The organism is Parvibaculum sedimenti (assembly GCF_009184905.1).
Lineage (GTDB): Bacteria > Pseudomonadota > Alphaproteobacteria > Parvibaculales > Parvibaculaceae > Parvibaculum > Parvibaculum sedimenti.
The window spans coordinates 321,964-346,189 of record NZ_WESC01000001.1 but is presented as its reverse complement, the minus strand read 5'-3'; the positions used below and the strand labels follow the sequence as shown (position 1 = coordinate 346,189).

Genomic DNA, 24,226 nt, shown 5'->3' with positions numbered 1-24,226 from the left:
GGGGCGCGGTACACGGGATGACCATGACCGCAGCCTATGACCCGCTTGAGATCGCCGTCGAACTGATCCGCTGCCCCAGTGTGACGCCCAGGGACGAGGGCGCGCTGGCGACGCTGGCGGGCTATCTCGCGCCGCTCGGCTTTTCCTGCGAGCGCATGCATTTCAGCGACGAGGGCACGCCCGACGTCGACAATCTTTATGCGCGGCTGGGCTCGGGCGCGCCTCATTTCTGCTTCGCGGGCCACACCGATGTCGTGCCCGTGGGCGACGCGGCCGCATGGTCGGTCGATCCCTTCGCGGGCGAGATCAAGGCGGGAAAGCTTTTCGGGCGCGGAGCCGCCGACATGAAGGGCTCGATGGCGAGCTTCGTCGCCGCCGCCTCTCGCCTCGTGCGCGAAGGCAAGCTCATCGACGGCGAGGGCTCGATCAGCCTCCTCATCACCGGCGACGAGGAAGGCCCCGGCATCAACGGCACAAAGAAGATGCTGCAGGCGCTCAGCGCGCGTGGCGAGAAGATCGACCATTGCCTCGTCGGCGAGCCGACATGCGTTGCGAAGCTCGGTGACATGATGAAGATCGGTCGGCGCGGCAGCATCAATGGCTGGCTCACCGTGCGCGGCACGCAGGGCCATGTCGCCTATCCGCACTTGGCCGACAATCCCATTCCGCGCCTCCTTGAAATGCTCAAGCGCCTCGATGCGCGCGTGCTCGATCAGGGCAATGCGCATTTCCAGCCGTCGAATTTCGAGATCACGTCTGTCGACGTCGGCAACGAGACGACGAACCTCATTCCCGGCACGGCGCGGGCGATGATGAACATCCGTTTCAACGACGAGCATACGGGCGCGTCGCTCGAAGCGTGGATGCGCGGCGTCTTCGATCAGGTCGTGCAGGAGATGGGCGGCGCTTACGAATTCAGGACGCAGATTTCGGGCGAATCCTTCATTACGCAGCCCGGCACCTTCTCGGCACTCATCGCCGCCGCCGTTACGAAGGTGACAGGCCTCACGCCGGAGCTTTCGACCAGCGGCGGCACGTCGGACGCGCGTTTCATCCGCGCCTATGCGCCAGTCGTCGAATTCGGCCTCGCCAACCAGACGATGCACAAGGCGGACGAGCATGTCCCCGCCGGGGATATCGGCCGTCTGGCCGATATCTACGAGATGATCCTCCGGGGTTATTTCGCGGGCGCCGTCGCGTCATGAATGCGAATGAGATCGTGCGAAGCCTGACCGGCGCATGGCATATCGCGCGGCGCGACCCGGAAGCCGCGCGATATTTCGACCTTTCCGCCAATGGCTTCTTCCGCTCCTTCGCGGCGCTCGCTCTTTCGCTACCGCTCATCCTGATCGCCAGTGTCGCGCTCTGGCGCATGGGGCAGACGATCGACGCCATCGGCGAGCTCGACTTCTCGTCCTTTGCGACGGTGCAGATGGGTGGGGAGGCGCTGAACTGGGTTGTCTATCTCGTCGTCATGACGCAGGTGGCGCGGCATCTCGAACTCGGCGCGAGCTACAGCGCCTATGTCATCACCTTCAACTGGGGCGTACTGATGACGTCCGGCCTGATGCTACTGCCGCTCATGCTTTTCCTCATCGGCATCATTGGCGACCAGTTCGCCGTCATGCTGACGCTGCCCGTCTTCCTCCTCGCCGCATGGTATCGCTGGCAGATCGCGCGCGAAGTGCTGGGCGCGACACCTTCAGCCGCCATGGCCATTCTGATTCTGGATTTCGTGCTCGGCGCCCTGCTCGATCAGGGATTGAGCCGCTTGCTGCTGACACCCATAGGCGCCTAGTCGTAATCCACTTTAAGCAGATAGAGCCCGTCCGGTGGCGCAACGGGGCCGCAGGCGGCGCGGTCGCGGGCCTTCAAGGCGCGGTCGAGATCGCGGGCGGTCCATTTGCCTTCGCCGACGAGTTTGAGCGAGCCGACCAGCGAACGCACCTGATTGTGCAGGAATGACCGCGCGCGGGCGATGATCTCGATCTCCTCGCCATAGCGCGACACCGAGAGTTCATCGAGCGTCTTCACCGGCGACTTCGCCTGGCACTGCATGGAGCGAAAGGTCGTGAAGTCGTGCTTGCCGACAAGCACCTGCGCGGCCGCATGCATCGCGTCTGCATCGAGCGGCTTGTGGACGAGCCATGCCTGACCGCGATCGAGCGTCAGCGGGGCGCGGCGATTGACGATGCGATACAGGTAGTGGCGGCGCGTGGCGGAGAACCGCGCCTCGAAATCGTCGCCGACTTCCTCGACCTCGACGATGGAGACGGGATGCGGACGCATATGCGCGTTGACCGCATCGCGCAGCGTGTCGGTGCGCACAGACGTCGGCAGATCGACATGGGCGACCTGACCCAGCGCATGGACGCCCGCATCGGTGCGGCCCGCGCCATTGACGCGGATGTCCTCGCCGCAAAAGCCCTTGAAGCCCGCTTCCAGCGCATCCTGCACGGAGCCGCCTTCGGCCTGGCTCTGCCAGCCGACGAAATTCGTGCCGTCATATTCGATGGTGAGCTTGTAGCGGGGCATCAGACGAGCCTTTCGCCAACGGCGAGCGGAAAGCCGCGCAGGAAATCGCCCGCCTTCATCGGGCCCTTGCCCGCGCGCTGCAACTCGGCGATGTGGAGCGCAGCTGACCCGCAAGCGATCGTGATGCCGCCTTCGAGCGAAAGCACTTCGCCGGGCGCGCCGCTGCCCGCAACGGGTCTTTCACGCAGAACCTTGATGCGGACGGGCTTGCCGTCGCGCATCACCTCGAAAAAGGCGCCGGGGAAAGGCGTGAGGCCCCTGATGTGACAATCGAGCGCCGCCGCATCGCGCGTCCAGTCGATGCGGGCTTCTTCCTTCTCGATCTTTTTCGCGTATGTGACGCCCTCTTCCGGCTGCGGCGTCGCCTGGAGCTGCCCGCGTTCGAGAGCGGCGAGCGCACGCACCATTAGCAAGGCGCCGATTTCCGAAAGCCTGTCGTGGAGGCTTCCTGCGGTGGTGTCGGAGGCAATGGCGACATGCTCGGCAAGGAGCACAGGGCCTGTGTCGAGGCCCGCCTCCATCTGCATCACCATGACGCCGGTTTCCGCATCGCCCGCCATGATGGCCCGCTGGATGGGCGCGGCGCCGCGCCAGCGCGGCAGGAGCGAGGCATGGAGATTGAGACATCCGAGGCGCGGCGCCTCTAGCACGGGCTTCGGCAGGAGGAGCCCATAGGCGACGACGACCGCGACATCGAGGTCGAGATCGGCAAAGGCCTTCTGCTCTTCTTCCGATTTCAGCGAGACGGGGGTGCGGACCGCAATGCCGTGCTCGGCGGCAAAGCGATGAACCGGCGACGGTTGCTCGGCCATGCCGCGGCCTGCCTTGCGAGGCGGCTGCGAATAGACAGCCACGATCTCATGGCCGGCCGCGATCAGCTCGGCCAGAACTGACACGGAAAAATCGGGGGTGCCCATGAAGGCGAGACGAAGGGTCATGCGCGCCTTCTGCCGGCCCTCAGGCCGGTTCCTTTTCCTGGAACTTCTTCGCCTTGGTGAGCTTCTTCAGGATCATCGAGCGCTTGAGCTTCGACAGATGGTCGATGAAGAGAACGCCCTTCAGGTGATCCATTTCATGCTGGATGCAGGTGGCCAGCAACCCCTCGCAATCAAGCTCGCGGATTTCGCCCTGATAGTCGAGGAAGCGCACGCGGCACTCGGCCGGACGCTCCACATCCTCATAGAGTTCCGGCACCGAAAGGCAGCCTTCCTCATAGACCGCGTATTCGTCCGAGGTCCAGATGATCTCCGGATTGATGAAATAGCGCGGCTCGGGCGGTTCGCCTTCGCGGGCGAGATCCATGACGATGACCTGCTTCGGCACACCGATCTGGATCGCCGCGAGGCCGATGCCCGGCGCGTCGTACATCGTCTCGAGCATGTCGTCCATGAGACGGCGCAGCTCGTCATCCACCCGTTCGACGGGTTTCGAGACCTGTTTGAGGCGCGGATCGGGCGCTGTGAGGATTTCGCGGATAGCCATGGCCTTGAGATAAGCTGCCGGGCCTCAGTGGTCAAGAATCGGCTATAGTTGCCGAAATGTTCACGAAAAGGCGCTCGCCATGTCCGACCCCGCCTCCTTCCTGCTCGGAGTCCTTCTCGCCGGCCTTCTGGCCGCGCTGGCAATCTGGCTGATGCGCGCCCGGCCCAGGACGGAACCGGACCGGCTGGAGACTGAATTCGCGCGGCTCGCAGGCCTGCAGGCCGAACTCGCCGGACGCCTGTCGGCCATGGCGGATGCGCAGACGCAGGCGCAGGGCGAGCTTGCCCGCACACTGAACGAGCGGCTGGATCAGGTGGGCCATCGCGTCGGGACGAGCCTTGAAGAGACCTCCGCCAAGACGGCCGAAACGCTCGGCAATCTTGCCGCCAGACTCGCCGTTATCGACGAAGCACAAAAGAACATCACCGACCTGTCGAGCCAGGTCGTCGGCCTTCAGGACATTCTCGCCAACAAGCAGGCCCGCGGCGCCTTTGGCGAGGTGCAGTTGCAGGACATCGTGAAGAACGCTCTGCCGCCTTCGGCTTACGCATTTCAGGCGACACTCAAGAGCGGCGTGCGCGCGGACTGCCTCATCCACCTGCCGAACCCGCCCGGCTCGATTGCCATCGACGCCAAATTCCCGCTCGACGCCTATCACGGGCTTCGCAACGCCAAGGACGATGGCGAGAGGAACCTTGCCCAGCGCCAATTCCGCGGCGACCTGCTGAAACATGTGTCCGATATTTCCGGCAAATACATCGTGCCGGGCGAAACGGCGGAATCGGCGCTGATGTTCCTGCCCTCCGAAGCCGTCTATGCCGAACTTCACGCGAATTTCCCGGATGTCGTCACGAAGTCCTATCAGGCGCGCGTCTGGATCGTTTCGCCGACGACGCTGATGGCGACGCTCAACACGGTTCGCGCCGTACTGAAGGATGTCGAGATGCGCAAGCAGGCGGGCGTCATCCAGAAATATGTCGGACTGCTCCTCAAGGACGTGGAGCGCCTTGATGATCGCGTCGAGAATCTCGAAAAGCATTTTCAGTCCGCTGAAAAAGACATTCGCGAGATTCGCACCTCGGCCGACCAGATCACCAAACGCGGCGAGAAGATCCATGACGTCGAGCTTGGCGAGGCCGAGGCGCAGGAAGCGCTGGCCGCCACCGGCAGGCGCGTCGAACGCGACCTCCTGACGAGCAAGTAATTGCCGATGCGCATCCTCGCCATTTCGGGAAGCCTTCGGGGCGCCTCATCGAACACGCAAGCGCTACGCGCGCTGACTTCGCTCGCGCCTGCAGGCGTTGAGGTCGTGCTTTATGAAGGCATCGGGGAATTGCCGCATTTCAATCCGGATATGGACGGCGACGCGCCGCCCGGCGCTGTCGTCCACTTTCGCGCGGCGCTCGCGGGAGCTGATGGTGTCGTCTTTTCAAGCCCGGAATATGCCCATGGCGTTCCCGGCGTATTGAAGAATGCGCTGGATTGGGTGGTGGGAAGCGGCGAATTCGCGGAGAAGCCCGTCGCGATCGTCAATGCGAGTCCCCGCGCGGTGCATGCGCTGGCCTCGCTCACCGAGACGCTGACGATGATGGCGGCGCGGATCGTGCCCGAGGCGTCGATTGCCGTTCCGCTGCTCGGACGCGCCTTGCCCGAGGGCGGTATTCTGGCGGATGCAGAGATTGCCGATGCGCTCGGGAAAGCCATCGCGGATTTCGCCCGCACGATTGGCCGAGGCTAGAACGGCCTGCGCGACTTCATGGCGGCGGCAAGCGTTCCATCGTCCAGATAATCGAGCTCGCCGCCGACCGGCACACCATGCGCGAGGCGCGAGATGGTGACGCCGAGGCCTTCGAGGCGATCGGTGATGTAATGCGCGGTCGTCTGGCCGTCCACCGTCGCGTTCATGGCGAGGATGACTTCCTTGATGCCGTTCTTCTCGACACGCTCGGCAAGCGACCCGATGTTGAGATCGTTGGGGCCGACGCCATCAAGCGCAGAGAGGACGCCGCCCAGCACGTGATAGCGGCCCTTGTGGACGCCCGCGCGTTCAAGCGCCCAGAGGTCGCCCACTTCCTCTACCACGCAGAGCGTCGTCGGTTCGCGGGTGGGGTCGGAACAGATGGCGCAGGGGTCTTGCGTATCGACGTTGCCGCAGATGGAGCAGATACAGGCCTTCTCCGCCGCATCGGCCATGGCGACGGCGAGCGGCGCAAGCAGCGTTTCCTTCTTCTTGATGAGCTGGAGCACGGCGCGGCGCGCGGAGCGCGGGCCAAGCCCCGGCAGCTTCGAGAGAAGCTGGATCAGCCGTTCGATTTCTGGTCCGGTTACCGGCATGTGAAGTATTCACTCCAATCGTCATGCCCGGGCTTGACCCGGGCATCCAGAGCCGCAGATGCAATGCCCGATATGCTGGATTGCCGGGTCAAGCCCGGCAACGACGAAGTAAGTATTCCGCCGCTCGAAACACCGGCCATCAAAGACTGAAGCCGGGCGGCAGCGGCAGACCGCCGGTGACGGCCTGCATCTTCTCGGCAGCCGCGCGGTCGGCCTTCGCCTTCGCATCGGCGCAGGCAGCGACGATCAGGTCTTCGAGGATTTCGCCCTCGCCTTCCTTCAAAAGGCTCGGGTCTATCGACACGCTTTTCACCGCACCCTTGCCGCCCATCGTGACGCGCACAAGACCGCCGCCCGCGCTGCCTTCGACTTCCAGCGCCTCGAGCTCGCCCTGCATGGTCTCCATCTTCGACTGGAGAGCCTTTGCCTGCTTCATGATGTCGGTGAAGTTCTTCACGCTACTCAATCCATATATTCGTCGGGGGTGAAATCATCGGAGCCAAGCTCGTCCGCACTGGCGGACACGACCTCGCCGCTCGCGGCGAGTGGCATGACCGGAAGCTCGTCGGCGCGCGGATCGCGCACATTGACGATTTCGGCGTCGGGGAAGGCGGCGAGCGCCGCCTTGACCAGCGGATCGGCGCGGGCATCGTCTTTCAACTTCTGCTCGCGCGTCGTCGCCTGCTCCTTCAGCGTCGGAGCGCCTTCCTCGCGCGAGAGCGAGACGACCCAGAGCGAGCCGGTCCAGCGCTTCAGCCGCTCGGAAAGTTCAGTGGCGAGGCTGCCCGGCGCACCTTCGAGAAGGCGAATCTCGATGCGCCCCTGCTCGAAGCGCACAAGGCGCACGCCGGTTTCAAGCGCATGCTTGAGCCTGATGTCGCGCTTCTCGGCCAGCAGCGCGATCACATCCTCGAAGCGCTTGAGCGTCGGGCCTTGCGTCGCCACGGCGGGCGCGGGCTCATAGGTCTGCTGCGGACTCTGCTGCGCTTGGCCGCCAGCGACCGAACGCAACTGCGCGCGTTCGCCACCACCACCGCCAGAAGGCGCGGAGCCGGGCGCGGGCCGGGAAAGCGCGCCGCCGCCCTTCAACTGCTCGATGAGTTCTTCCGGTCCCGGCAGATCGGCGACATAGGCAATGCGCACCAGCACCATTTCCGCCGCCGCGATCGGACGCGTCGCACCCTGCACTTCGGTGAGACCCTTCAAAAGCATCTGCCATGTGCGCGAGAGAACGCGGATGGGCAGCCGCGCCGCCATGTCCTGTCCGCGCATGCGCTCGGTTTCCGACATGGCAAGATCGTCGGCCGCGCCCTGCACGAGCTTCAACCGCGTCAGCCAATGGACAAGATCGGCGAGATCGGAAAGCACGACAGCGGGGTCGGCACCGACATCATATTGGGCGCGAAGCTCGTTCAGCGCGCCGGCGACATCGCCCTTCATCACGAAGTCGAAGAGATCGAAAATGCGCGCGCGGTCGGCAAGGCCCAGCATGTCGCGGACTTCAGATTCGCGAATGAACGCCTCGCCCATCTGGCTGCCATGCGCGATGGCGCGGTCGAGCAGGGAGAGCGAATCGCGGGCCGAACCGTCGGCGGCGCGGGCGATGAGCTTCAACGCCGCTTCCTCGACCTCGACATTCTCCTTTTTCGAGATGCGGCCCAGAAGCCCCGACAACTCATCGACGGAGAGACGGCGCAGATCGAAACGCTGGCAGCGCGAAAGGACTGTTACCGGCACCTTGCGGATTTCGGTTGTCGCGAAAATGAACTTCACATGCGCCGGCGGTTCCTCAAGCGTCTTCAGAAGGCCGTTAAAGGCGGCCTTCGAGAGCATGTGGACCTCGTCGATGATGTAGACCTTGTAGCGCGCGGAAACCGGCAGGTAGCGCACACTTTCGATGATCTCGCGAATATCGTCGATGCCGGTGCGGGAGGCCGCATCCATCTCCATCACGTCGACATGGCGGCTTTCCATGATCGCTTCGCAATGAACGCCGAAACCGTCCATGTGGATGGTCGGCGCGGTGACGCCCGGCTTTTCGTAGTTGAGCGCGCGGGCGAGGATGCGGGCGGTGGTCGTCTTGCCGACGCCGCGAACGCCCGTAAGCATGAAGGCGTGCGCAATGCGGCCCGTCTCGAAGGCATTCGAGAGGGTCCGGACCATGGCTTCCTGGCCGACGAGATCCTCGAAGCTGGAGGGGCGGTATTTGCGGGCGAGGACCTGATAGCCGGAGGCCTGCTGGCGCGCGGGCTTCGCCTCTCCGCCCAGGAGAGCGAAACCGGGCTCCTCGGCAGGGTCCGGCCGGTGCGGCTCGTCTGCCAAGAGCGCCGGATTTTCCTCGCTGCCGTCCATGAGCGCCTTTCAAGGAAAAGAAAAGGTGGGAGGCTGGACGAACGACCCGAGCCGAACTCGTTACGGCTGCTTCCTTCCGGACCTGACCGGATTGGCGAGGGACTCGTCCATCGCCAACCTCCCGAGCCGACTATATCAGGGGAATCGATCCGCATTGCAAGCGCGGGGCGGCATTGAGCCGCGCACCGGCCTGTGCCACCCTGCCGCCCACAGAAATTTGCCATCAGAAACGTCAAAAAGCGGACTTGCCTATGGGTCTTCCCGAAAATCCGAACATCTTCGCCAATAATCCGCTGGACCGCGCGAGCTATCGACGGACCGACAAGGCATGGATCGCCGAGCAGATGGCCGATCCGCAGAGCCTTTTCGTGCCCTTCCGCAAGCTCGAGCCCTTCATCCTGCCGGAAGCGCAGCCGGGCGACGGCAAGGATGTGGGCTGGCTCCGCATGGGGCTGCTGAAGGAACTCGCAGGGCCCGATCCGCTGGTGATCTTTCTCGGCATCAACCGGCGCGGAAAATCGCTCTTTGCCGCCGATGTCACCGGCCTCAAGGACGCGGAAAACCATCCCGCGCTCAAGGGTCTCGGCGCGTTCGAGGAATTGCGCGGGCTTGCCATGTCCGGCGACATCACGCCGACCGAGCTTGCGATCCTCGCTCAGGCGAAAAGCATGATCGACTGGCACCTGCGCCACGGCTTCTGCTCGGTCTGCGGCACGGCGAGCGAGATCATGGAAGCGGGCTACAAGCGCCAGTGCCCCTCTTGCAAGGCCGAGCATTTCCCGCGCACGGACCCCGTCGCCATCATGCTCGCGACCTACAAGGATTCCTGCTTCCTCGGCCGTCAGAAGATCTGGCCGAAGGGCATGCATTCGGCGCTGGCGGGCTTCATAGAGCCGGGCGAATCGATCGAGGAGGCGGTTGCCCGCGAGCTTCATGAAGAGGCGGGGCTCAAGGTTTCGCACGTCACCTATCACTCGACGCAACCCTGGCCCTACCCCTCGTCGCTGATGATCGGCTGCCATGCGGTGGCCGATACGGACGAGTTCAAGATCGACGGGATCGAGCTTTCGGCGGGCCGCTGGTTCACCCGGGCGGAAATCCAGGCCGTGCTGGCGGGCAAGGGCGATGGAAGCTTCTGGCTCCCGCCGCCCTTCGCCATCGCGCATCAGCTGGTCAAGGCCTTCGCCGAAGAGAAGGCCTGAAGCGGAAATCCGGCGGCTGCTATTTCGGGCAGTCGCCGATCCGCTTGTGATCGACCTTCATGGTCATGATCTGCGACGTACCATCCATTGAGGTCGTCGTCTTTGCCTCCTGCACCATGTGGCTCGAACTCTCGAACGTCATGGTGCCGATCGTCGTCATCGAGCCGCCCTGCTCCGGCATCGCGCATTCGCTCTTGAAGTGAAAGACGTTGCCGTCCCACGTGCCCGACGTCTTGCAGTTCGTCTGATCCTCGCCTTCCGGACGCAACATCTCCTCGGCGGACTGCCTTACGTCATCCGGCGAGAAGCATTCCTTGTCGGTAAATGTATTGGTCCCCAGCGTCATGGTGCGCTCCCAGAGACCGGGGGCCATTTGCGGCGGGGCGGCAATAGCCGAGACAGGCAGCAGCAGCGCCGCTACCGCGATTGAAATCACTTTTTTCATATAGACCTCCAAGCGGTCCGCGCACACGCGACGCGGGCCCGTGGCGCGAAAGCTAACACGCCTCGCGCAACGCGAAATAGTGCCGCCCGTACAAAGTTTTGTACGGAGACAATTTGTATGGAGACAATCTATTCTTCAGCGGCCGCTGGCTGCCAGTTCGCGCCTGTAGGGATGCGACTTGTAGATGCCGAGTATCTTGAGTTCGGTCGTGAAGAACTCAAGCTCCTCCAGCGCCAGGCGGACATTGCGCGAGGCGGGATGGCCCTCGATGTCGGCATAGAACTGGCTCGCGCTGAATGTGCCTTCGAGCTGATAGCTCTCGAGCTTCGTCATGTTGACGCCATTGGTGGCGAAGCCGCCCAGCGCCTTGTAGAGCGCGGCGGGCACGTTCCGAACACGGAAGATGAAGCTGGTGATCACCGGGCCTTCCTCCGGCTCGGCATCGTTCGGCTCCTTCGCCATGATGAGGAAGCGCGTCGTGTTATGCGCAGCGTCCTCGATGTCCCGCTTGAGAATGTCGAGGTCATAGATTCCGGCCGCAAGCTCGGAAGCGATGGCGGCACGGCTCTTGTCCCCTGCATTGGCGATTTCACGCGCCGAGCCCGCCGTGTCCGCGGCGACGACGGGTGTGAGCCCCAGCTCGCGGATCACCTTGCGGCACTGGCCAAGCGCCATGACATGGCTCTGGATCGTCTTGAGATCGCCGAGCGATGCGCCCTTCACGCCGAGCAGCTGATGACGCACGCGCAGGAAATGCTCGCCGACGATATAGAGCGATGAATCCGGCAGCAGATGATGAATGTCCGCCACGCGGCCAGCGACCGAATTCTCAATCGGGAGCATGGCGAGCCTGGCCTTGCCCTCGCTGATGGCCGAGAAGACGTCCTCGAAGGTCGCGCAGGGAAGCTCCACCATGTCGGGGAAGGCTTCATGGCAGGCGATATGCGAATTGGCGCCGGGCTCGCCCTGAAAGGCGATGATGTTTTCGGGGCTTGCGGGAGAAGAGCTCATGGCGTCTTTCATGCGGCGGTGCTGGGGCCGAGGGCCGCGCGCGCCTTTTCGAGGTCGGCGGGAGTATCGACACCGAGGGGAACGGTGTCAACGAGCGCCACTTCTATCGACATTCCGGCTTCGAGCGCGCGAAGCTGCTCGAGCTTTTCGCGCCGCTCCAGCGGCGACGGCGCGAGCGAAACGAAACGCGCAAGCGCCGAACGGGCATAACCGTAAAGGCCGATGTGGTGATAATGCGGGCCCTCGCCATAAGGTGCGGTCGCCCGCGTGAAATAAAGCGCACGGCCCGAACGTGCGCCATCGGGCAGCGCGATCACCGCTTTCACGACATTGGGATTGGTGCGCTCTTCCTCGACCTTGATCTCGCAGGCGAGCGTCGAGATGTCGGCACCGGTCCTCACCAGCGCCTCGGCGGCGCGGCGGACGAGATGGGGATCGAGCGTCGGCAGGTCGCCCTGGACGTTGAGAATGACCTCGTGGCGGCCTTCGGGATCGACGCCCTTCAAGGCCTGCCAGATGCGGTCGGAGCCGGAAGGAAGATCAGGGTCGGTCAACACCGCCTCGCCGCCTGCCGCAACCACGGCCTCGGCAATCTCGCGCTCCGCGGCTGCGACCACGACCCGGCCCACGCAAGCCTCACAGGCCCGGCGCCAGACCTGGACGATCATGGGCACACCGGCAATATCGGCGAGCGGCTTGCCCGGAAGCCTCGTCGAGGCCATGCGGGCGGGAATCACGATAATCGGCTCGGCGGACATGAGGGGCCTCTGCTCGGATGGCGATCTCGGGTCTGCTCGGCCCCTCTGGCGACCCTCAATGGGTACGGCTGCGACGGAACGCCGCACTTTGGCCCCGTTTCACCGCCCCGTTCCCGAGAGATCAGGCCCGCCGGGGACCTTGCGAATGCGAGAACTTATACGGCTTGCGGCGCAGACGCGGAAGCGGCTAATCTCCGCGCCAATTGCGGGGTGGGGCAAGGCGTGAGCGCTTCTTCTGGTGCTTCTCCGGACCTCTCCATCCCGACTTCGTGAATAGATCTTCCGTAAATAAAGCCGGGCGGAGCGAGAGCTGATGGATAGTTTTGAACTCAACAAAATCGCGGGCGCAGTGCTGTTTTCTGTGCTCGTCGTGCTCGGCGTGAAGAACCTCGCCGACTACCTCTATCATGTGGAGCCGGCCAATCCGAAGGCCTTCATCGTCGAAGGCGTCGCTGCCGCCGGTGGTGAAGCCGGCGCCGCGGCGGAAGCCGCCCCTGTCGAGGAGCCGCTCCCCGTTCTGCTCGCCAAGGCCGACAAGGCCAAGGGCGAAGCCCAGTCGAAGAAGTGCCAGGCCTGCCACAACCTGCAGGAAGGCGCCGGCGCCAAGATCGGCCCGGACCTCTATGCCGTGGTCGACCGTCCGGTCGCCAGCGCAGCCGGCTTCGCCTATTCGGAAGCGATGAAGAAGAAGGGTGGTAAGTGGACCTTCGAGGAACTCTTCCACTTCGTGAAGGATCCGCGCGGCTATGTCTCGGGCACGGCGATGACGTTTGCCGGCATCAAAGACCCGCAGCAGCGCGCCGACCTGCTCGTCTACCTGAACACGCTGGGCTCGAACCAGCCGCTTCCAGCGCCTGAAGCCGCGCCTGCCGCGGCCGCGAAGCCTGCGGAAGCCAAACCTGCGGAAACCAAGCCCGCGAAGTAATCGCCCGGCCCACCGAACCCCGAACAAAGCGCCCGGAAGAAATTCCGGGCGCTTTTTTCTTGCGCAGAATTCATCCGCAAACGCGGCAAGGCTCGCACTGGTCTCAAAAAATGGCCACAATGCCTGATAAACCTTGGCGCATGGCGGCGGAACAATCGCAGCCGCACATGCCGAGTTCGGAGGGGAAATGAGGTTCAGCAAGGCCGTGCTCGCATTGGCGCTCACCATGTCGGTCGCCGGTGCTTCGGAAATGGCTTCCGCCGCGCCAGCCACAACTGAACGCCACGGCGCTTCGCTATTCGGCGATCTCAAATACGGCCCGGACTTCAAGCATTTCGACTATGTGAACGCGGATGCGCCCAAGGGCGGCGAGCTGCGCTATGCGGCCATTGGCACTTTCGACAGCCTCAACCCCTATATCGTCAAGGGCGAGGTCGGCGCGGGCATCAACCTGATCTACGATACGTTGCTTGAACCGAGCATGGACGAGCCCGGCGCGGAATACGGGCTCATCGCGGAGACAATTTCCTACCCGGACGATTTTTCATCCGTCACCTTCAAGCTGCGCAAGGAAGCGCGCTTTCAGGACGGCACGCCCATCACGCCCGAAGATGTCATCTGGACTTTCGAGACGCTGAAGAAGCTCCACCCCTTCTACGCCGCCTATTACCGCAACGTCGAAAAGGCGGAGAAAGTCGGCGCCGACAGTGTGCGCTTCGTCTTCTCCGTCAAAGGCAATCGCGAACTGCCGCAGATAACGGGACAATTGCCGGTGCTGCCCAAGCATTACTGGATGGCCAAGGACGCAAAGGGCCGCCCGCGCGACATATCGCAAACGACGCTCGAAGCGCCGCTCGGCAGCGGCCCCTACCGCATTGCCGAAGTCATTCCGGGGCGCACCATCGTCTACGAGCGCGTGAAGGATTATTGGGCGAAGGATCTGCCGGTCAAACGCGGCACCAATAATTTCGATCGTCTGCGCTTCGACTATTACGGCGATCCTGTCGTCGCGTTTCAGGCCTTCAAGGCCGATCAGGTCGATCTGCGCATCGAGACCAGCGCGAAGAACTGGGCCACAGGCTATGACTTCCCGGCTGCGAAGGACGGGCGCGTGAAGCGCGAAGAAATCCGGATGCGCAATCCTGCCGGCATGCAGAGCTTTGCCTTCAATCTGCGCCGAGACATGTTTCAGGACGAGCGCGTCCGCGAGGCCTTCAACTGGGCGTTCGATTTCGAGTGGCAGAACAAGAATATCTTCTCCGGGCAATATGCGCGCACGGACAGCTATTTTGCCAACTCCGAACTCGCCTCGCGGGGCGTGCCGCAGGGCCTCGAACTCGAAATGCTGAAGCCCTTCGAGAAGGAGCTTCCGCCGGAACTTTTCACGACGCCCTACAGCAATCCCAAGACCGATGGCAGCGGCAACAATCGCGCCAATCTGCGACACGCAGCGGAACTTCTCGACGCCGCCGGATGGAAGATCGTCAACGGCACGCGCATGAAGGACGGAAAGCCGCTCGCGGTCGAATTCCTGCTTGCCGATCCGCAATTCGAGCGCGTCGTCGCACCCTACAAGCAATCGCTCGACAGGCTTGGCATCAAGGTGACGCTGCGCACCGTCGATACGGCGCAATATCAGAACCGCCTCGACAATCGCGATTTCGACATTGTGGTCGAGAGCTTCGGCCAATCGCTCTCACCGGGCAATGAGCAGCGCGAATTCTGGGGCTGCGAGGCCGCCAGGCGCGTTGGCAGCCGGAACGTCATCGGCATTTGCGATCCCGTCATCGAGAAGCTCATCGACCGCGTGATCTTCGCCAAGAGCCGTGAAGAACTCGTGGCCGCCACGCATGCGCTCGACCGTGTGCTGCTCTGGCGTCACTACGTCGTGCCGCAATGGTATTCCCCCTTTGCCCGCGTCGCCTACTGGTCGCGGCTCGCGCATCCGAAGAAGATGCCGGATTACGCGCTCGGCTTCCCCGATATCTGGTGGTACGACGCGAGCGACCAGAAGGCATCCCCCCAAAACGCGCCTACGAAGCCATGACATCGAGGTTCGAACTTCCGCGCCGCGGCGTACTCGGCCTGATGGGCGCGAGTCTCGGCTTGAGCCTGCTGCCCGCGCCCTTGCGCGCGCAGACGGCCGGCGTCAATACGGGGCGGCTCCACGGACTGTCGATCTTCGGCAATCTCAAATATCAGCCGGGCTTCACGCAGTTCGATTACGTAGCCCCTGATGCCCCCAAGGGCGGCTCGCTTTCGCAGACGCCGTCGAACGGCGCCTACAATGCGTCGCTGCTCAGCTTCGACACGCTCAACGGCTTCATCCTCAAGGGCAACGCGCCGCCCGGCCTCGACTATGTTTTCGATACGCTGATGACGCGCGCTCTCGATGAGGAAGACGCGGTCTATGGGCTCGCCGCCGAGAGCGTCGAAATCCGCGACAAGGGCAACCGGCTTATCTTCCACATGCGCGAAGCCGCGCGCTTCCATGACGGATCAAAACTCACCGCAGAAGACGCGGCCTTCTCGCTCAATCTGTTGAAGGCGCAAGGCCACCCGCTCATCGCGCTCAATCTGCGCGAGATGAAAGAGGCAAAGGCGCTCGATGCCGCGACGCTGTCGATCGTCTTTACCGGAAACCAGACGCGCGACCTCGCGATCTACATCGCGGGCGGATTGCCGATCTTTTCCAAGGCCTGGTACACGGCCCATGCTTTCGAGGAGACGACGCTGGTGCCGCCGCTCGGCAGCGGTCCTTACAAGATCAGTGAATTCAAGGCGGGTGAATTCGTCACCTATGAGCGCGTGCCGGACTATTGGGCGCGCGATCTCAATGTGAATATCGGCCAGTGGAATTTCGGCAAGCTGCGCTTCGACTTCTATCGCGACCGTACCGCGGCTTTCGAAGCCTTCGCGTCCGGACAGTACAGGTTCCGCGAGGAGTTCACCTCGAAGACATGGGCGACGCAATATGACTTCCCGGCGGTGAAGGACGGCCGTGTCAGGCTCGAGACGCTGCCCGACCATACGCCGTCGGGCGCACAGGGCTGGTTCATCAATACGCGGCGCGAGAAGTTTGCCGATCCGCGCGTCCGCGAGGCCCTGACCCTCGCTTTCGACTTCGAATGGACGAACAGGAATCTTTTCTATGGCCTCTATCAACGTACGGTGAGCTTCTTCGAGAATTCGCCGATGCGCGCCGAAGGCCTGCCCTCGCCGGATGAAATGAAGCTCCTCGAGCCCTGGCGCTCAAAACTGCCCGAGGCCGTTTTCGGGCCCGCCTATAGCCCGCCCAGGACCGATGGCTCGGGACAGGACCGCAAGTTGCTCCGCCGCGCAATGGACCTTCTCGATCAGGCGGGATGGAAGATCATCGACGGCATTCGGAAAAATGCCAAAGGCGAGGCGCTGACCGTCGAGTTCCTCGGCGACGATCCGATCCTTCAACGCATCGAAGGGCCCTATATCAAGAACCTGAAGCTTCTCGGCATCACGGCGCAATCGCGCCTCGTCGACTCGGCACAGTTCCAGAAGCGGATCAAATCCTACGATTTCGACCTGGTCGTGCAGCGCTATTCGCTGGGCCTCACGCCGGGCATCGAAATGCGCGGCTATTGGGGTTCGGAATTCGCCAGGACGGATGGCAGCCGCAATCTCTCCGGCATCGAGAACCCGGCCATCGACGCGCTGATTGAAAAGGTCATCGCCGCACCGACCCGCGCCGACCAGATCGTGGCCGCCCGCGCGCTCGACCGCGTGCTCCGCGCCGGGCAATACTGGATTCCGCAATGGTACAAGGCGAGCTATGCGCTCGCTTTCTGGGATATCTTCGCCCGGCCGGATACGCTGCCGAAGTATGATCGCGGCGTCGAACGCTGCTGGTGGTTTGACGCAGCCAGGGCGAAGAAGCTCGGGATCGAGGGATAGACATGGCGGCTTACATCGCGCGGCGCTTATTGCTGATGATCCCGACCATTCTCGGCATCATGTTCATCAGCTTCGTCATTGTGCAATTCGCGCCGGGTGGGCCCATTGAGCGCATCATCGCGCAGCTTTCGGGCACCGACGTCTCGGCGACGGCGCGTATCGGCGGCACGGGAAGCGATTTCGCGCAAGGCGCGGGCGGCGCGGCGGATGCGGCGCTCAACAGCAAATATCGCGGCGCGCGCGGCCTCGACCCGGAATTCATCAAACAGCTCGAGGTGCAGTTCGGCTTCGATAAACCCTGGTATCAGCGCTTCGGCAAGATGATCTGGGACTATTCGCGCTTTCACTTCGGCAAGAGCTATTTCCGCGACACAGGCGTTCTCGACCTCATTCTCGAAAAAATGCCGGTTTCGATTTCTCTCGGCCTCTGGACGACGCTGCTCACCTACCTGATCTCGATTCCGCTCGGCATCAAGAAGGCGGTGCAAGATGGATCGCGCTTCGACCTCTGGACGAGCGGCGTCATCATCGTCGGCTATGCCATTCCGGGCTTTCTATTCGCGATCTTCCTGATCGTGCTTTTCGCAGGGGGTTCCTACTGGTCGATCTTCCCCTTGCGCGGCCTCACATCCGACAATTGGTCGGAGTTCTCGCTCGCAGGCAAGGTGCTCGACTATCTCTGGCACATCGTACTGCCGGTGGCGGCCATGACCATTGGCGGCTTTGCGACCTCGACACTGCTGACCAAGAATTCCTTCCTCGACGAGATCCGCAAGCAATATGTGACGACGGCGCGCGCCAAGGGACTGACCGAAAAGCAGGTTCTCTACGGCCATGTCTTCCGCAACGCCATGCTGATCGTCATTGCGGGATTCCCCGGCGCCTTCATCGGCGCGTTTTTCTCGGGCTCCATCCTCATCGAAACGATCTTCTCACTCGACGGGCTCGGCCTTCTCTCCTACGAGTCGATCGTCAATCGCGACTATCCTGTCGTCTTCGCGACGCTTTACGTCTTCGGCCTGCTGGGCCTCGTCGTGGCGCTGATTTCAGACCTCACCTATACATGGGTCGATCCGCGCATCGACTTCGAGTCGCGGGAGGTTTGAGGTGATGCTATTCGGAAGGCGCCTCGCCCTCAGCCCGATCAACAGGCGGCGCTGGCGCAATTTCAAGGCAAACAGGCGCGGCTACTGGAGCCTGTGGCTTTTCCTCGTGCTGTTTTTCATCTCGCTCTTTGCCGAATTCATTGCCAATGACCGGCCACTCTTCATCACCTTCAAGGGTGGCATCTACGCACCAGTCTTCGTCTCCTATCCGGAAACGACCTTCGGCGGCGAGTTCGAGACGGCGGCGGATTACCGCGACCCTTATGTGCAGAAGCTGATCGCGGATGCGGGCGGGCATATCGTCTGGCCGCTCATTCGCTATGACTACCGCACCATCAACCTCAACCTGCCCGTCCCCGCACCCGCGCCGCCCTCGGCGGAAAACTGGCTCGGTACCGACGATCAGGGCCGCGACGTTGCGGCGCGCCTCATCTACGGCTTCCGCATCTCGGTGCTGTTCGGTCTTATCCTCGCCACCGCCTCCTCGATCATCGGCGTCGCGGCAGGTGCCGTGCAGGGCTATTTCGGAGGCTGGCTCGATCTTCTCTTCCAGCGCTTCATCGAAATCTGGACCAGCGTGCCGACGCTCTATCTGCTCATCATTCTTGCGGCCATGTTCGAGCCGAGCTTCTGGCTGCTGCTCGGCATATTGCTTGCCTTCAACTGGACATCGCTGGTCGGTCTCGTTCGCGCCGAATTCCTGCGCGGACGCAACTTCGAATATGTGAAGGCGGCGCGCGCATTGGGCTTGAGCGACGGCATCATCATCTTCAAACACCTGCTGCCCAACGCGATGGTGGCGACGATCACCTTCATGCCCTTCATCCTCAACTCGTCGATCACGACTCTGACCTCGCTCGATTTTCTGGGCTTCGGCCTGCCGCCGGGATCGGCTTCGCTCGGCGAATTGCTGGCGCAAGGAAAGGCCAATCTTCAGGCGCCCTGGCTCGGCCTTACAGGCTTCTTCTCCATCGCGATCATGCTGAGCCTGTTGATCTTCATCGGCGAGGCGGTGCGCGACGCCTTCGATCCGCGCAAGGTGCTCGAATGAGCGAGACGAAACCCCTTATCGAGGTGAAAGACCTTTCCGTCGCCTTCCGCAGCGACGGAAAGGAGGTGCTTGCCGTCGATCGCATTTCCTTCGACATCATGCCGGGCGAGACGGTCGCGCTGGTTGGCGAGTCGGGTTCGGGAAAATCAGTCTCGGCGCTTTCGATCCTTCAGCTTCTCCCCTACCCGCAGGCCTCGCATCCTTCGGGCGAAATCATTTTCGAGGGCAGGAACCTCGTCGGTGCGAGCGAGCCGGAACTGCGCAAGGTGCGCGGCAACCGCATCACCATGGTCTTCCAGGAGCCCATGACCTCGCTCAATCCGCTGCACACGATCGAGCGGCAAGTGGGCGAGGTGCTGACGCTGCACAAGGGATTGCGGGGCGCGGCCGTCCGCGCGCGCGTCCTCGAATTGCTCACCAAGGTTGGCATTCCAGATCCGGAAACGCGGCTCGGCGCCTATCCGCATGAGCTTTCCGGCGGCCAGCGCCAGCGCGTGATGATCGCCATGGCGCTTGCGAACGAGCCCGACCTCCTCATCGCCGACGAACCGACGACCGCGCTCGACGTCACCGTGCAGGCACAAATCCTCGAACTGCTGAACGATCTCAAGCGCGAGATGGGCATGGCCCTTCTCCTCATCACGCATGACCTCGGCATCGTGCGAAAAATGGCCGACCGCGTCTTCGTCATGACTGGCGGCGAGATCGTCGAGCGCGGAGCGACGGAAGACGTCTTCACCCATCCCAAACACGCCTATACGCAGCGCCTTCTCGCCTCGGAGCCCAAGGGCCGCGCGCTCGGCGCGCCGAAAGACGGCGCGTTCATCATGGAAGCCGACAATCTCAAGGTCTGGTTTCCGATCAAGGCGGGCTTCCTTCGAAAAACGGTCGGCTATGTCAAGGCGGTGGACGATGTGTCCATCAATGTGCGCGAAGGCCGCACCATTGGCGTGGTGGGCGAATCCGGCTCCGGCAAGACGACGCTTGGCCTTGCGCTGCTGCGGCTCATTTCGAGCGAAGGCAATATCCGCTTCCAGGGTCAGGCGATCGACGGGCTGAAGTCGAAGGAACTCCGCCCGCTTCGCCGCCATATGCAGATCGTCTTTCAGGATCCTTACGGCTCGCTCTCCCCTCGCCTGTCGGTCAGCCAGATCGTCGAGGAAGGACTGATCGTCCAGAAGATCGGCGCGAGCGCGAAAGAGCGCCGCGCCATCGTCTCGAAAGCGCTGGAAGAAGTCGGCCTCGACCCTGCCATGCAGGACCGCTATCCACATGAATTCTCCGGCGGTCAGCGCCAACGCATCGCCATAGCCCGCGCCATGGCGCTGAAGCCGCGCTTCGTCATGCTCGACGAGCCGACCTCGGCGCTCGATATGTCGGTACAGGCGCAGATCGTCGATCTGCTGCGAGAGCTGCAACGCAGGCACAACCTCGCCTATCTCTTCATCAGCCACGACCTGCGCGTCGTGCGCGCGCTTTCAGACGACATCATCGTGATGCGCGGCGGCAAGGTGGTGGAAAGCGGCACGGCGGACGAGATTTTCGAGGCACCGAAGAGCGATTACACGAAGGCGCTTCTCGCCGCCGCCTTCGAACTCAGAACCGCCCCTGCGGGCGTCGTCGCGACCTAGCGCCGGGGCAGCCGCCTGATCGTCGTCACATGGCCCGCTACGCGCGAGATGCGCGCCATGGCGATATCGAGACGTTCAACCACGACGCGCATCTGGAAGCCACTTGCATGGATCATGCGTTCCGCGTCCACCATGATGCCGACATGGCCTTTCCAGAAAACGAGATCGCCGCGCGCGAGCGTCGTGAAATCGATGGGCTCCGGCAACCGCTCGCCCAGCGTCGCTTCCTGCATGTCGGTATCGCGAAGCGACGATATTCCCGCTCGTTCCAGCGAGGCCTGAACAAGCCCCGAGCAATCGACGCCAGTGCTTTCGCGCCCGCCCCAGAGATAGGGCGCGCCGAGATGCTCTTCAGCCACCGAAACGAAATCGCGCACGAAGGCGTCCACCGGCGCGAGATGCGCCGTGAAGACCCAACCGCCACGCTCGATTTCACTGAAGTCGCCCTTTGCTCCCACGACCTTTACCTTGGCGTTGAGAGCAAGCGGCGTCGCGGGCCTGCTTTTGAGATCGGCGCGGGGATAGACGAAAGTGCGCAGCGCCGCGACGACATGGCTCGGCTTGTAGGGATGGGGCGCGAGCGCCTTCGCATCGACATAGCCGACATAATCGTCATGCGCCGACTGTCCCCAGGCGAATCCCCCCTTTTCTTCATAAGCGCGAAAATTCTCGCCAAAGAGAAGCTGCGTATCCATCGGCGCGTCCGCATCAGGACGTTGCAGCAGCGGCACGCAAGGCAGCTTCACCTGTCGGTCCTCGCCGTCGACGAAGCGGCCTGCCTTCACCTCGCCGCGCAGATAGGCGGCGGCAATGTCGTCACGATAGGGGTTGATGCGGCGGTCGGGCCCGGTTGCACGGCTCATGCTTCAAGCCTCCCGGCAACAGAAGTCACGAGATCTGCGAAATCGCGCAGAAAGACCGAGCCCTTCACCGTGCGTTGAACGAGCACATTGCGGCGGTCGGCCTCGTCGCGCTTTCGCTTCAGCAGATCGAGCTGGCCCAGCGCGTCGAGCGCACGCGTAATCGCGGGTTTCGAGACATTGAGGGAACCGGCGAGGCCGCGCACCGTATGCGGCGGCGAGGTGAGATAGACGGTGAGCAGGATCGCGAACTGGCGCGAGGAAAGATCGGGCCCGTCGCGCCGGACTGTTTCCAAAACCACGTCCTGCCACAGTGCGAGCGCCTGCACCGGCTTCAATTCCAGTGTCATCGGCTTTTCTGCCCCCAGATCCGTTTCGGCCCCGGATCAGTTTAGAGGGCGACAGATAAGACTGTAAATGATTTTAGCCCCGCCGGTTCACTCACGTGGGCCGTAGCGGTCTTTCAGCACCGCATAGAGCGCGCGGATCGCCTGCGCCTCGCCGCCCACGGGGCGACCGGGCTTCGGCTTGGGCGCCCAGCCATAGACGTCGAAGTGAACCCATGATTTCGCATTCCCGACAAAGCGCCGCAGAAAAAGCGCCGCCGTGATCGAACCGGCAAAGCCGCCCTCACCCGCGTTGTTGACGTCGGCGATCTTGCTGTCCATCCAGCCGTCATAAGGCTGCCAAAGGGGCATGCGCCAGAGCGGATCGAACTCCGACGCCGCAGCCGCCGCGATCTCGGCGGCGAGCACATCGTCATCCGTGTAGAAGGGCGGCAGATCGGGGCCGAGCGCCGTGCGCGCCGCGCCGGTCAACGTCGCCATGTCGATGAGCAGTTCCGGCTCTTCGGCGTCGGCATCCGCCAGCGCATCGGCCAGCACAAGGCGGCCTTCGGCATCGGTATTTCCGATCTCGACGGTGAGGCCCTTGCGGCTCCTGAGAATGTCGCCGGGACGGAAAGCGTCGCCCGACACGCTGTTCTCGACGGCAGGGATCAGCACACGCAACCTGACATCGAGCTTCGCGCCCATGACGAGCGCGGCAAGGGCGAGCACATTGGCGGCGCCGCCCATATCCTTCTTCATCAGGAGCATTGCGCTCGACGGCTTGAGGTCGAGCCCGCCCGTATCGAAGCAAACGCCCTTGCCCACCAGCGTGACCTTGGGCGCATCGAAACGGCCCCATGTAAGGTCGATCAGGCGCGGCGCGACGGCAGCGGCGCGGCCCACTGCATGAATCATCGGATAATTGCGGTCGAGAAGCTCGTCGCCCTCTATGACGCTCACCTTCGCCTCATGCGCCTCCGCGACAGCATGCGCGGCGGCCGCGAGATCGGCGGGGCTCATGTCGTTGGTCGGTGTGTTGATGAGGTCGCGGACCAGGAAGATGGCGCGGGCGACGCGGCTCACCTCTTCGCCGTCCACGCCGTCCGGCAGAACGAGACGCGGATACTGGCGCGCCTTGCCGCTATAGCGCGCAAAACCATACGTGCCGAGCGCAAAGCCGAGCGCCGCCTTTTCCGGCGTCTCGCCAAGCGCACCGGCAAGACGATAGGTCTGGACCGGCAGCGAAGCCGCCAGAGCGCCGGTGACGAAAGGGTCGGAGCCGTCACCGATTCCGAGGATCGCGCCCGACAATCCGCCCGAGCCATCCGGCAACAGCAGCACCTTGCCCGCTTCCGCCTTGAAGCCCGACGTCTCGACCCATGCGGCGCCCGCGCCCGCATGTTCGGCTGCCCAGTTTTGCAGATCGGCCGACCGCACCAGCCAGACCGGCGTCGCGGCGGCATCCTTTTTCGTGACGAAGATTTCAAGCATGACCGGTCCAATAATGACGTCGCATTCGCGCAGTCGAAACCTTATAGAGTGGAGTGATTACCCGCAACGGGCGCCGGTCGGAGGCGCCGGGGCGCAGAAAAGGCGGAGGACGGCATGCAGGATTTCGAACTCATCATCGGCGACAAGAACTGGTCGACCTGGAGCCTGCGGCCCTGGATCCTGATGAAAGTAGCCGGCATTCCCTTCCGCGAGGCGCATATCCGCCTGCGGCAGGAAACCACAAAGGCGCAAGCTCTGGAGCATTCGCCGTCGGGCCTCGTTCCAGTGCTCAAGTGGGATGGCAACATTGTCTCGGACTCGCTCGCGATCTGCGAAACGCTCCACGACCTCTTCCCCGAAAAGAGGCTCTGGCCCGAAGCCGTGCCGACCCGCGCCCAAGCCCGCAGCGCCGCCTGCGAAATGCATTCGGGATTCATGGATCTGCGCCGCGACATGCCCATGGACATCATCAACCGCTATCCCGGCGAAGGGCACAGCGAGGGCGCGCGCGGCCATGCGCGGCGCATCGTCGAAATCTGGCGTACGCTTCGCAGCCGCTATGGGCTGAACGCCGCGCAGGACGAGGGCTTCCTTTTCGGCCACTTCACCATCGCGGACGCGATGTATATGCCCGTGGCGACGCGCTTTCGCACCTATGGCGTCGATCTCGCGAAGCTTGGCGATGACGGAAATGCGAAATCCTATATGGACGCCCTGCTGGCGCTCCCCGCTTTCCACGAATGGGAAGAGGGCGCGAAGCGCGAAATGGCCGCTCGTGGCTGAA

At 63.2% G+C, this 24,226-nt stretch carries 24 protein-coding genes and 1 other RNA gene; 12 read left to right on the top strand and 13 right to left on the bottom strand.

Translation table 11 applies throughout. The features are described from left to right. The first annotated feature begins 23 nt into the window (after positions 1–23). Positions 24–1,205 (top strand): succinyl-diaminopimelate desuccinylase, encoded by a 1,182-nt coding sequence (gene dapE / locus F2P47_RS01700; protein ID WP_422562104.1) that lies wholly within the window; start codon positions 24–26, stop codon positions 1,203–1,205. Further along, positions 1,202–1,798, top strand: a complete 597-nt coding sequence (locus F2P47_RS01695) for a hypothetical protein (protein ID WP_152214416.1) — start codon at positions 1,202–1,204, stop codon at positions 1,796–1,798. Before dapE ends, F2P47_RS01695 begins: the two co-directional genes overlap by 4 nt. On the opposite strand, the gene truA is transcribed toward F2P47_RS01695, so the two are convergent. The 3 genes from truA to def are packed head-to-tail and all read right to left on the bottom strand — an operon-like array spanning position 1,795 to position 4,017. Next, positions 1,795–2,535 (bottom strand): tRNA pseudouridine(38-40) synthase TruA, encoded by a 741-nt coding sequence (gene truA, locus F2P47_RS01690; protein ID WP_152214415.1) that lies wholly within the window; start codon positions 2,533–2,535, stop codon positions 1,795–1,797. The two genes, F2P47_RS01695 and truA, sit on opposite strands and share 4 nt — an antisense overlap. Next, positions 2,535–3,473 (bottom strand): methionyl-tRNA formyltransferase, encoded by a 939-nt coding sequence (fmt, locus tag F2P47_RS01685; protein WP_152214414.1) that lies wholly within the window; start codon positions 3,471–3,473, stop codon positions 2,535–2,537. Before fmt ends, truA begins: the two co-directional genes overlap by 1 nt. Positions 3,474–3,492: 19 nt before the next feature. Continuing rightward, the gene (gene def / locus F2P47_RS01680) at positions 3,493–4,017 is read right to left on the bottom strand and encodes a peptide deformylase (RefSeq protein ID WP_152214413.1); all 525 of its coding nucleotides are present in this window, start codon (positions 4,015–4,017) and stop codon (positions 3,493–3,495) included. 79 nt (positions 4,018–4,096) lie between these two features. Between def and F2P47_RS01675 the strand changes: the two genes are divergently transcribed. Then, on the top strand, positions 4,097–5,221 hold the full coding sequence (locus F2P47_RS01675; protein WP_152214412.1) for a DNA recombination protein RmuC: 1,125 nt from the start codon (positions 4,097–4,099) through the stop codon (positions 5,219–5,221). Positions 5,222–5,227: 6 nt separating this feature from the next. Next, the gene (locus F2P47_RS01670) at positions 5,228–5,755 is read left to right on the top strand and encodes an NADPH-dependent FMN reductase (protein ID WP_152214470.1); all 528 of its coding nucleotides are present in this window, start codon (positions 5,228–5,230) and stop codon (positions 5,753–5,755) included. Here F2P47_RS01670 and recR read toward each other — a convergent pair. The 4 genes from recR to ffs all read right to left on the bottom strand — a co-directional run bounded on the left by recR (position 5,752) and on the right by ffs (position 8,825). After that, the gene (gene recR, locus F2P47_RS01665; protein WP_152214411.1) at positions 5,752–6,351 is read right to left on the bottom strand and encodes a recombination mediator RecR; all 600 of its coding nucleotides are present in this window, start codon (positions 6,349–6,351) and stop codon (positions 5,752–5,754) included. The genes F2P47_RS01670 and recR overlap by 4 nt on opposite strands. A gap of 139 nt (positions 6,352–6,490) precedes the next feature. Next, a complete protein-coding gene (locus tag F2P47_RS01660; RefSeq protein WP_152214469.1) occupies positions 6,491–6,808 on the bottom strand; it encodes a YbaB/EbfC family nucleoid-associated protein in 318 nt (105 codons plus the stop codon). Positions 6,809–6,813: 5 nt separating this feature from the next. Next, positions 6,814–8,703 carry a DNA polymerase III subunit gamma/tau gene (locus tag F2P47_RS01655; RefSeq protein ID WP_152214410.1) on the bottom strand — a complete coding sequence of 630 codons (1,890 nt, stop codon included), beginning with the start codon at positions 8,701–8,703 and terminating at the stop codon, positions 6,814–6,816. A 25-nt stretch (positions 8,704–8,728) separates the two neighbouring features. Beyond that, positions 8,729–8,825: signal recognition particle sRNA small type (gene ffs, locus F2P47_RS01650), an RNA gene on the bottom strand. 129 nt (positions 8,826–8,954) lie between these two features. Between ffs and nudC the strand changes: the two genes are divergently transcribed. Then, on the top strand, positions 8,955–9,905 hold the full coding sequence (gene nudC / locus F2P47_RS01645; protein WP_152214409.1) for an NAD(+) diphosphatase: 951 nt from the start codon (positions 8,955–8,957) through the stop codon (positions 9,903–9,905). A gap of 19 nt (positions 9,906–9,924) precedes the next feature. Here the strand turns inward: nudC and F2P47_RS01640 are convergent, their stop codons facing one another. From F2P47_RS01640 to F2P47_RS01630, 3 genes are all read right to left on the bottom strand, one after another. Continuing rightward, positions 9,925–10,350: a DUF3617 family protein gene (locus F2P47_RS01640; protein ID WP_152214408.1), complete on the bottom strand. Its 426-nt coding sequence runs from the start codon at positions 10,348–10,350 to the stop codon at positions 9,925–9,927. Between the two features lie 135 nt (positions 10,351–10,485). Beyond that, complete coding sequence (locus tag F2P47_RS01635; protein WP_246176691.1) at positions 10,486–11,361, bottom strand: prephenate dehydratase; 876 nt, start codon at positions 11,359–11,361, stop codon at positions 10,486–10,488. Between the two features lie 8 nt (positions 11,362–11,369). Further along, positions 11,370–12,119 carry a 3-deoxy-manno-octulosonate cytidylyltransferase gene (locus F2P47_RS01630; protein ID WP_152214406.1) on the bottom strand — a complete coding sequence of 250 codons (750 nt, stop codon included), beginning with the start codon at positions 12,117–12,119 and terminating at the stop codon, positions 11,370–11,372. 313 nt (positions 12,120–12,432) lie between these two features. Between F2P47_RS01630 and F2P47_RS01625 the strand changes: the two genes are divergently transcribed. The 6 genes from F2P47_RS01625 to F2P47_RS01600 all read left to right on the top strand — a co-directional run bounded on the left by F2P47_RS01625 (position 12,433) and on the right by F2P47_RS01600 (position 20,762). Next, positions 12,433–13,044 (top strand): c-type cytochrome, encoded by a 612-nt coding sequence (locus tag F2P47_RS01625; protein WP_152214405.1) that lies wholly within the window; start codon positions 12,433–12,435, stop codon positions 13,042–13,044. A 187-nt stretch (positions 13,045–13,231) separates the two neighbouring features. Next, positions 13,232–15,091, top strand: a complete 1,860-nt coding sequence (locus F2P47_RS01620) for an extracellular solute-binding protein (RefSeq protein WP_152214404.1) — start codon at positions 13,232–13,234, stop codon at positions 15,089–15,091. Continuing rightward, complete coding sequence (locus tag F2P47_RS01615) at positions 15,088–16,974, top strand: extracellular solute-binding protein (RefSeq protein ID WP_152214403.1); 1,887 nt, start codon at positions 15,088–15,090, stop codon at positions 16,972–16,974. The genes F2P47_RS01620 and F2P47_RS01615 overlap by 4 nt, the downstream gene beginning before the upstream one ends. Positions 16,975–16,976: 2 nt before the next feature. Beyond that, positions 16,977–18,080, top strand: coding sequence for a microcin C ABC transporter permease YejB (locus tag F2P47_RS01610; RefSeq protein WP_152214402.1), 1,104 nt, complete (start codon positions 16,977–16,979; stop codon positions 18,078–18,080). Between the two features lie 4 nt (positions 18,081–18,084). Continuing rightward, positions 18,085–19,131 (top strand): ABC transporter permease, encoded by a 1,047-nt coding sequence (locus F2P47_RS01605; RefSeq protein ID WP_152214401.1) that lies wholly within the window; start codon positions 18,085–18,087, stop codon positions 19,129–19,131. Beyond that, positions 19,128–20,762, top strand: coding sequence for an ABC transporter ATP-binding protein (locus tag F2P47_RS01600; RefSeq protein ID WP_152214400.1), 1,635 nt, complete (start codon positions 19,128–19,130; stop codon positions 20,760–20,762). The genes F2P47_RS01605 and F2P47_RS01600 overlap by 4 nt, the downstream gene beginning before the upstream one ends. On the opposite strand, the gene F2P47_RS01595 is transcribed toward F2P47_RS01600, so the two are convergent. The 3 genes from F2P47_RS01595 to F2P47_RS01585 form a co-directional block, all read right to left on the bottom strand. Continuing rightward, complete coding sequence (locus F2P47_RS01595) at positions 20,759–21,625, bottom strand: C40 family peptidase (RefSeq protein WP_152214399.1); 867 nt, start codon at positions 21,623–21,625, stop codon at positions 20,759–20,761. The two genes, F2P47_RS01600 and F2P47_RS01595, sit on opposite strands and share 4 nt — an antisense overlap. Continuing rightward, positions 21,622–21,972, bottom strand: a complete 351-nt coding sequence (locus tag F2P47_RS01590) for a MarR family transcriptional regulator (protein ID WP_152214398.1) — start codon at positions 21,970–21,972, stop codon at positions 21,622–21,624. Before F2P47_RS01590 ends, F2P47_RS01595 begins: the two co-directional genes overlap by 4 nt. A gap of 87 nt (positions 21,973–22,059) precedes the next feature. Continuing rightward, on the bottom strand, positions 22,060–23,442 hold the full coding sequence (locus F2P47_RS01585; protein WP_152214397.1) for a leucyl aminopeptidase family protein: 1,383 nt from the start codon (positions 23,440–23,442) through the stop codon (positions 22,060–22,062). A 114-nt stretch (positions 23,443–23,556) separates the two neighbouring features. Between F2P47_RS01585 and F2P47_RS01580 the strand changes: the two genes are divergently transcribed. Beyond that, positions 23,557–24,225: a glutathione S-transferase family protein gene (locus F2P47_RS01580; protein ID WP_152214396.1), complete on the top strand. Its 669-nt coding sequence runs from the start codon at positions 23,557–23,559 to the stop codon at positions 24,223–24,225. The last annotated feature ends 1 nt before the right edge of the window (position 24,226 follow it).

What these genes read in the sequence shown, in the direction of transcription:
- dapE (WP_422562104.1), top strand. Translation starts at nt 24, where the DNA reads ATGACCGCAGCCTATGACCCGCTTGAGATCGCCGTCGAACTGATCCGC.
- F2P47_RS01695 (WP_152214416.1), top strand. Translation starts at nt 1,202, where the DNA reads ATGAATGCGAATGAGATCGTGCGAAGCCTGACCGGCGCATGGCATATC.
- truA (WP_152214415.1), bottom strand. Translation starts at nt 2,535, where the DNA reads ATGCCCCGCTACAAGCTCACCATCGAATATGACGGCACGAATTTCGTC.
- fmt (WP_152214414.1), bottom strand. Translation starts at nt 3,473, where the DNA reads ATGACCCTTCGTCTCGCCTTCATGGGCACCCCCGATTTTTCCGTGTCA.
- def (WP_152214413.1), bottom strand. Translation starts at nt 4,017, where the DNA reads ATGGCTATCCGCGAAATCCTCACAGCGCCCGATCCGCGCCTCAAACAG.
- F2P47_RS01675 (WP_152214412.1), top strand. Translation starts at nt 4,097, where the DNA reads ATGTCCGACCCCGCCTCCTTCCTGCTCGGAGTCCTTCTCGCCGGCCTT.
- F2P47_RS01670 (WP_152214470.1), top strand. Translation starts at nt 5,228, where the DNA reads ATGCGCATCCTCGCCATTTCGGGAAGCCTTCGGGGCGCCTCATCGAAC.
- recR (WP_152214411.1), bottom strand. Translation starts at nt 6,351, where the DNA reads ATGCCGGTAACCGGACCAGAAATCGAACGGCTGATCCAGCTTCTCTCG.
- F2P47_RS01655 (WP_152214410.1), bottom strand. Translation starts at nt 8,703, where the DNA reads ATGGACGGCAGCGAGGAAAATCCGGCGCTCTTGGCAGACGAGCCGCAC.
- nudC (WP_152214409.1), top strand. Translation starts at nt 8,955, where the DNA reads ATGGGTCTTCCCGAAAATCCGAACATCTTCGCCAATAATCCGCTGGAC.
- F2P47_RS01640 (WP_152214408.1), bottom strand. Translation starts at nt 10,350, where the DNA reads ATGAAAAAAGTGATTTCAATCGCGGTAGCGGCGCTGCTGCTGCCTGTC.
- F2P47_RS01635 (WP_246176691.1), bottom strand. Translation starts at nt 11,361, where the DNA reads ATGAGCTCTTCTCCCGCAAGCCCCGAAAACATCATCGCCTTTCAGGGC.
- F2P47_RS01630 (WP_152214406.1), bottom strand. Translation starts at nt 12,119, where the DNA reads ATGTCCGCCGAGCCGATTATCGTGATTCCCGCCCGCATGGCCTCGACG.
- F2P47_RS01625 (WP_152214405.1), top strand. Translation starts at nt 12,433, where the DNA reads ATGGATAGTTTTGAACTCAACAAAATCGCGGGCGCAGTGCTGTTTTCT.
- F2P47_RS01620 (WP_152214404.1), top strand. Translation starts at nt 13,232, where the DNA reads ATGAGGTTCAGCAAGGCCGTGCTCGCATTGGCGCTCACCATGTCGGTC.
- F2P47_RS01615 (WP_152214403.1), top strand. Translation starts at nt 15,088, where the DNA reads ATGACATCGAGGTTCGAACTTCCGCGCCGCGGCGTACTCGGCCTGATG.
- F2P47_RS01610 (WP_152214402.1), top strand. Translation starts at nt 16,977, where the DNA reads ATGGCGGCTTACATCGCGCGGCGCTTATTGCTGATGATCCCGACCATT.
- F2P47_RS01605 (WP_152214401.1), top strand. Translation starts at nt 18,085, where the DNA reads ATGCTATTCGGAAGGCGCCTCGCCCTCAGCCCGATCAACAGGCGGCGC.
- F2P47_RS01600 (WP_152214400.1), top strand. Translation starts at nt 19,128, where the DNA reads ATGAGCGAGACGAAACCCCTTATCGAGGTGAAAGACCTTTCCGTCGCC.
- F2P47_RS01595 (WP_152214399.1), bottom strand. Translation starts at nt 21,625, where the DNA reads ATGAGCCGTGCAACCGGGCCCGACCGCCGCATCAACCCCTATCGTGAC.
- F2P47_RS01590 (WP_152214398.1), bottom strand. Translation starts at nt 21,972, where the DNA reads ATGACACTGGAATTGAAGCCGGTGCAGGCGCTCGCACTGTGGCAGGAC.
- F2P47_RS01585 (WP_152214397.1), bottom strand. Translation starts at nt 23,442, where the DNA reads ATGCTTGAAATCTTCGTCACGAAAAAGGATGCCGCCGCGACGCCGGTC.
- F2P47_RS01580 (WP_152214396.1), top strand. Translation starts at nt 23,557, where the DNA reads ATGCAGGATTTCGAACTCATCATCGGCGACAAGAACTGGTCGACCTGG.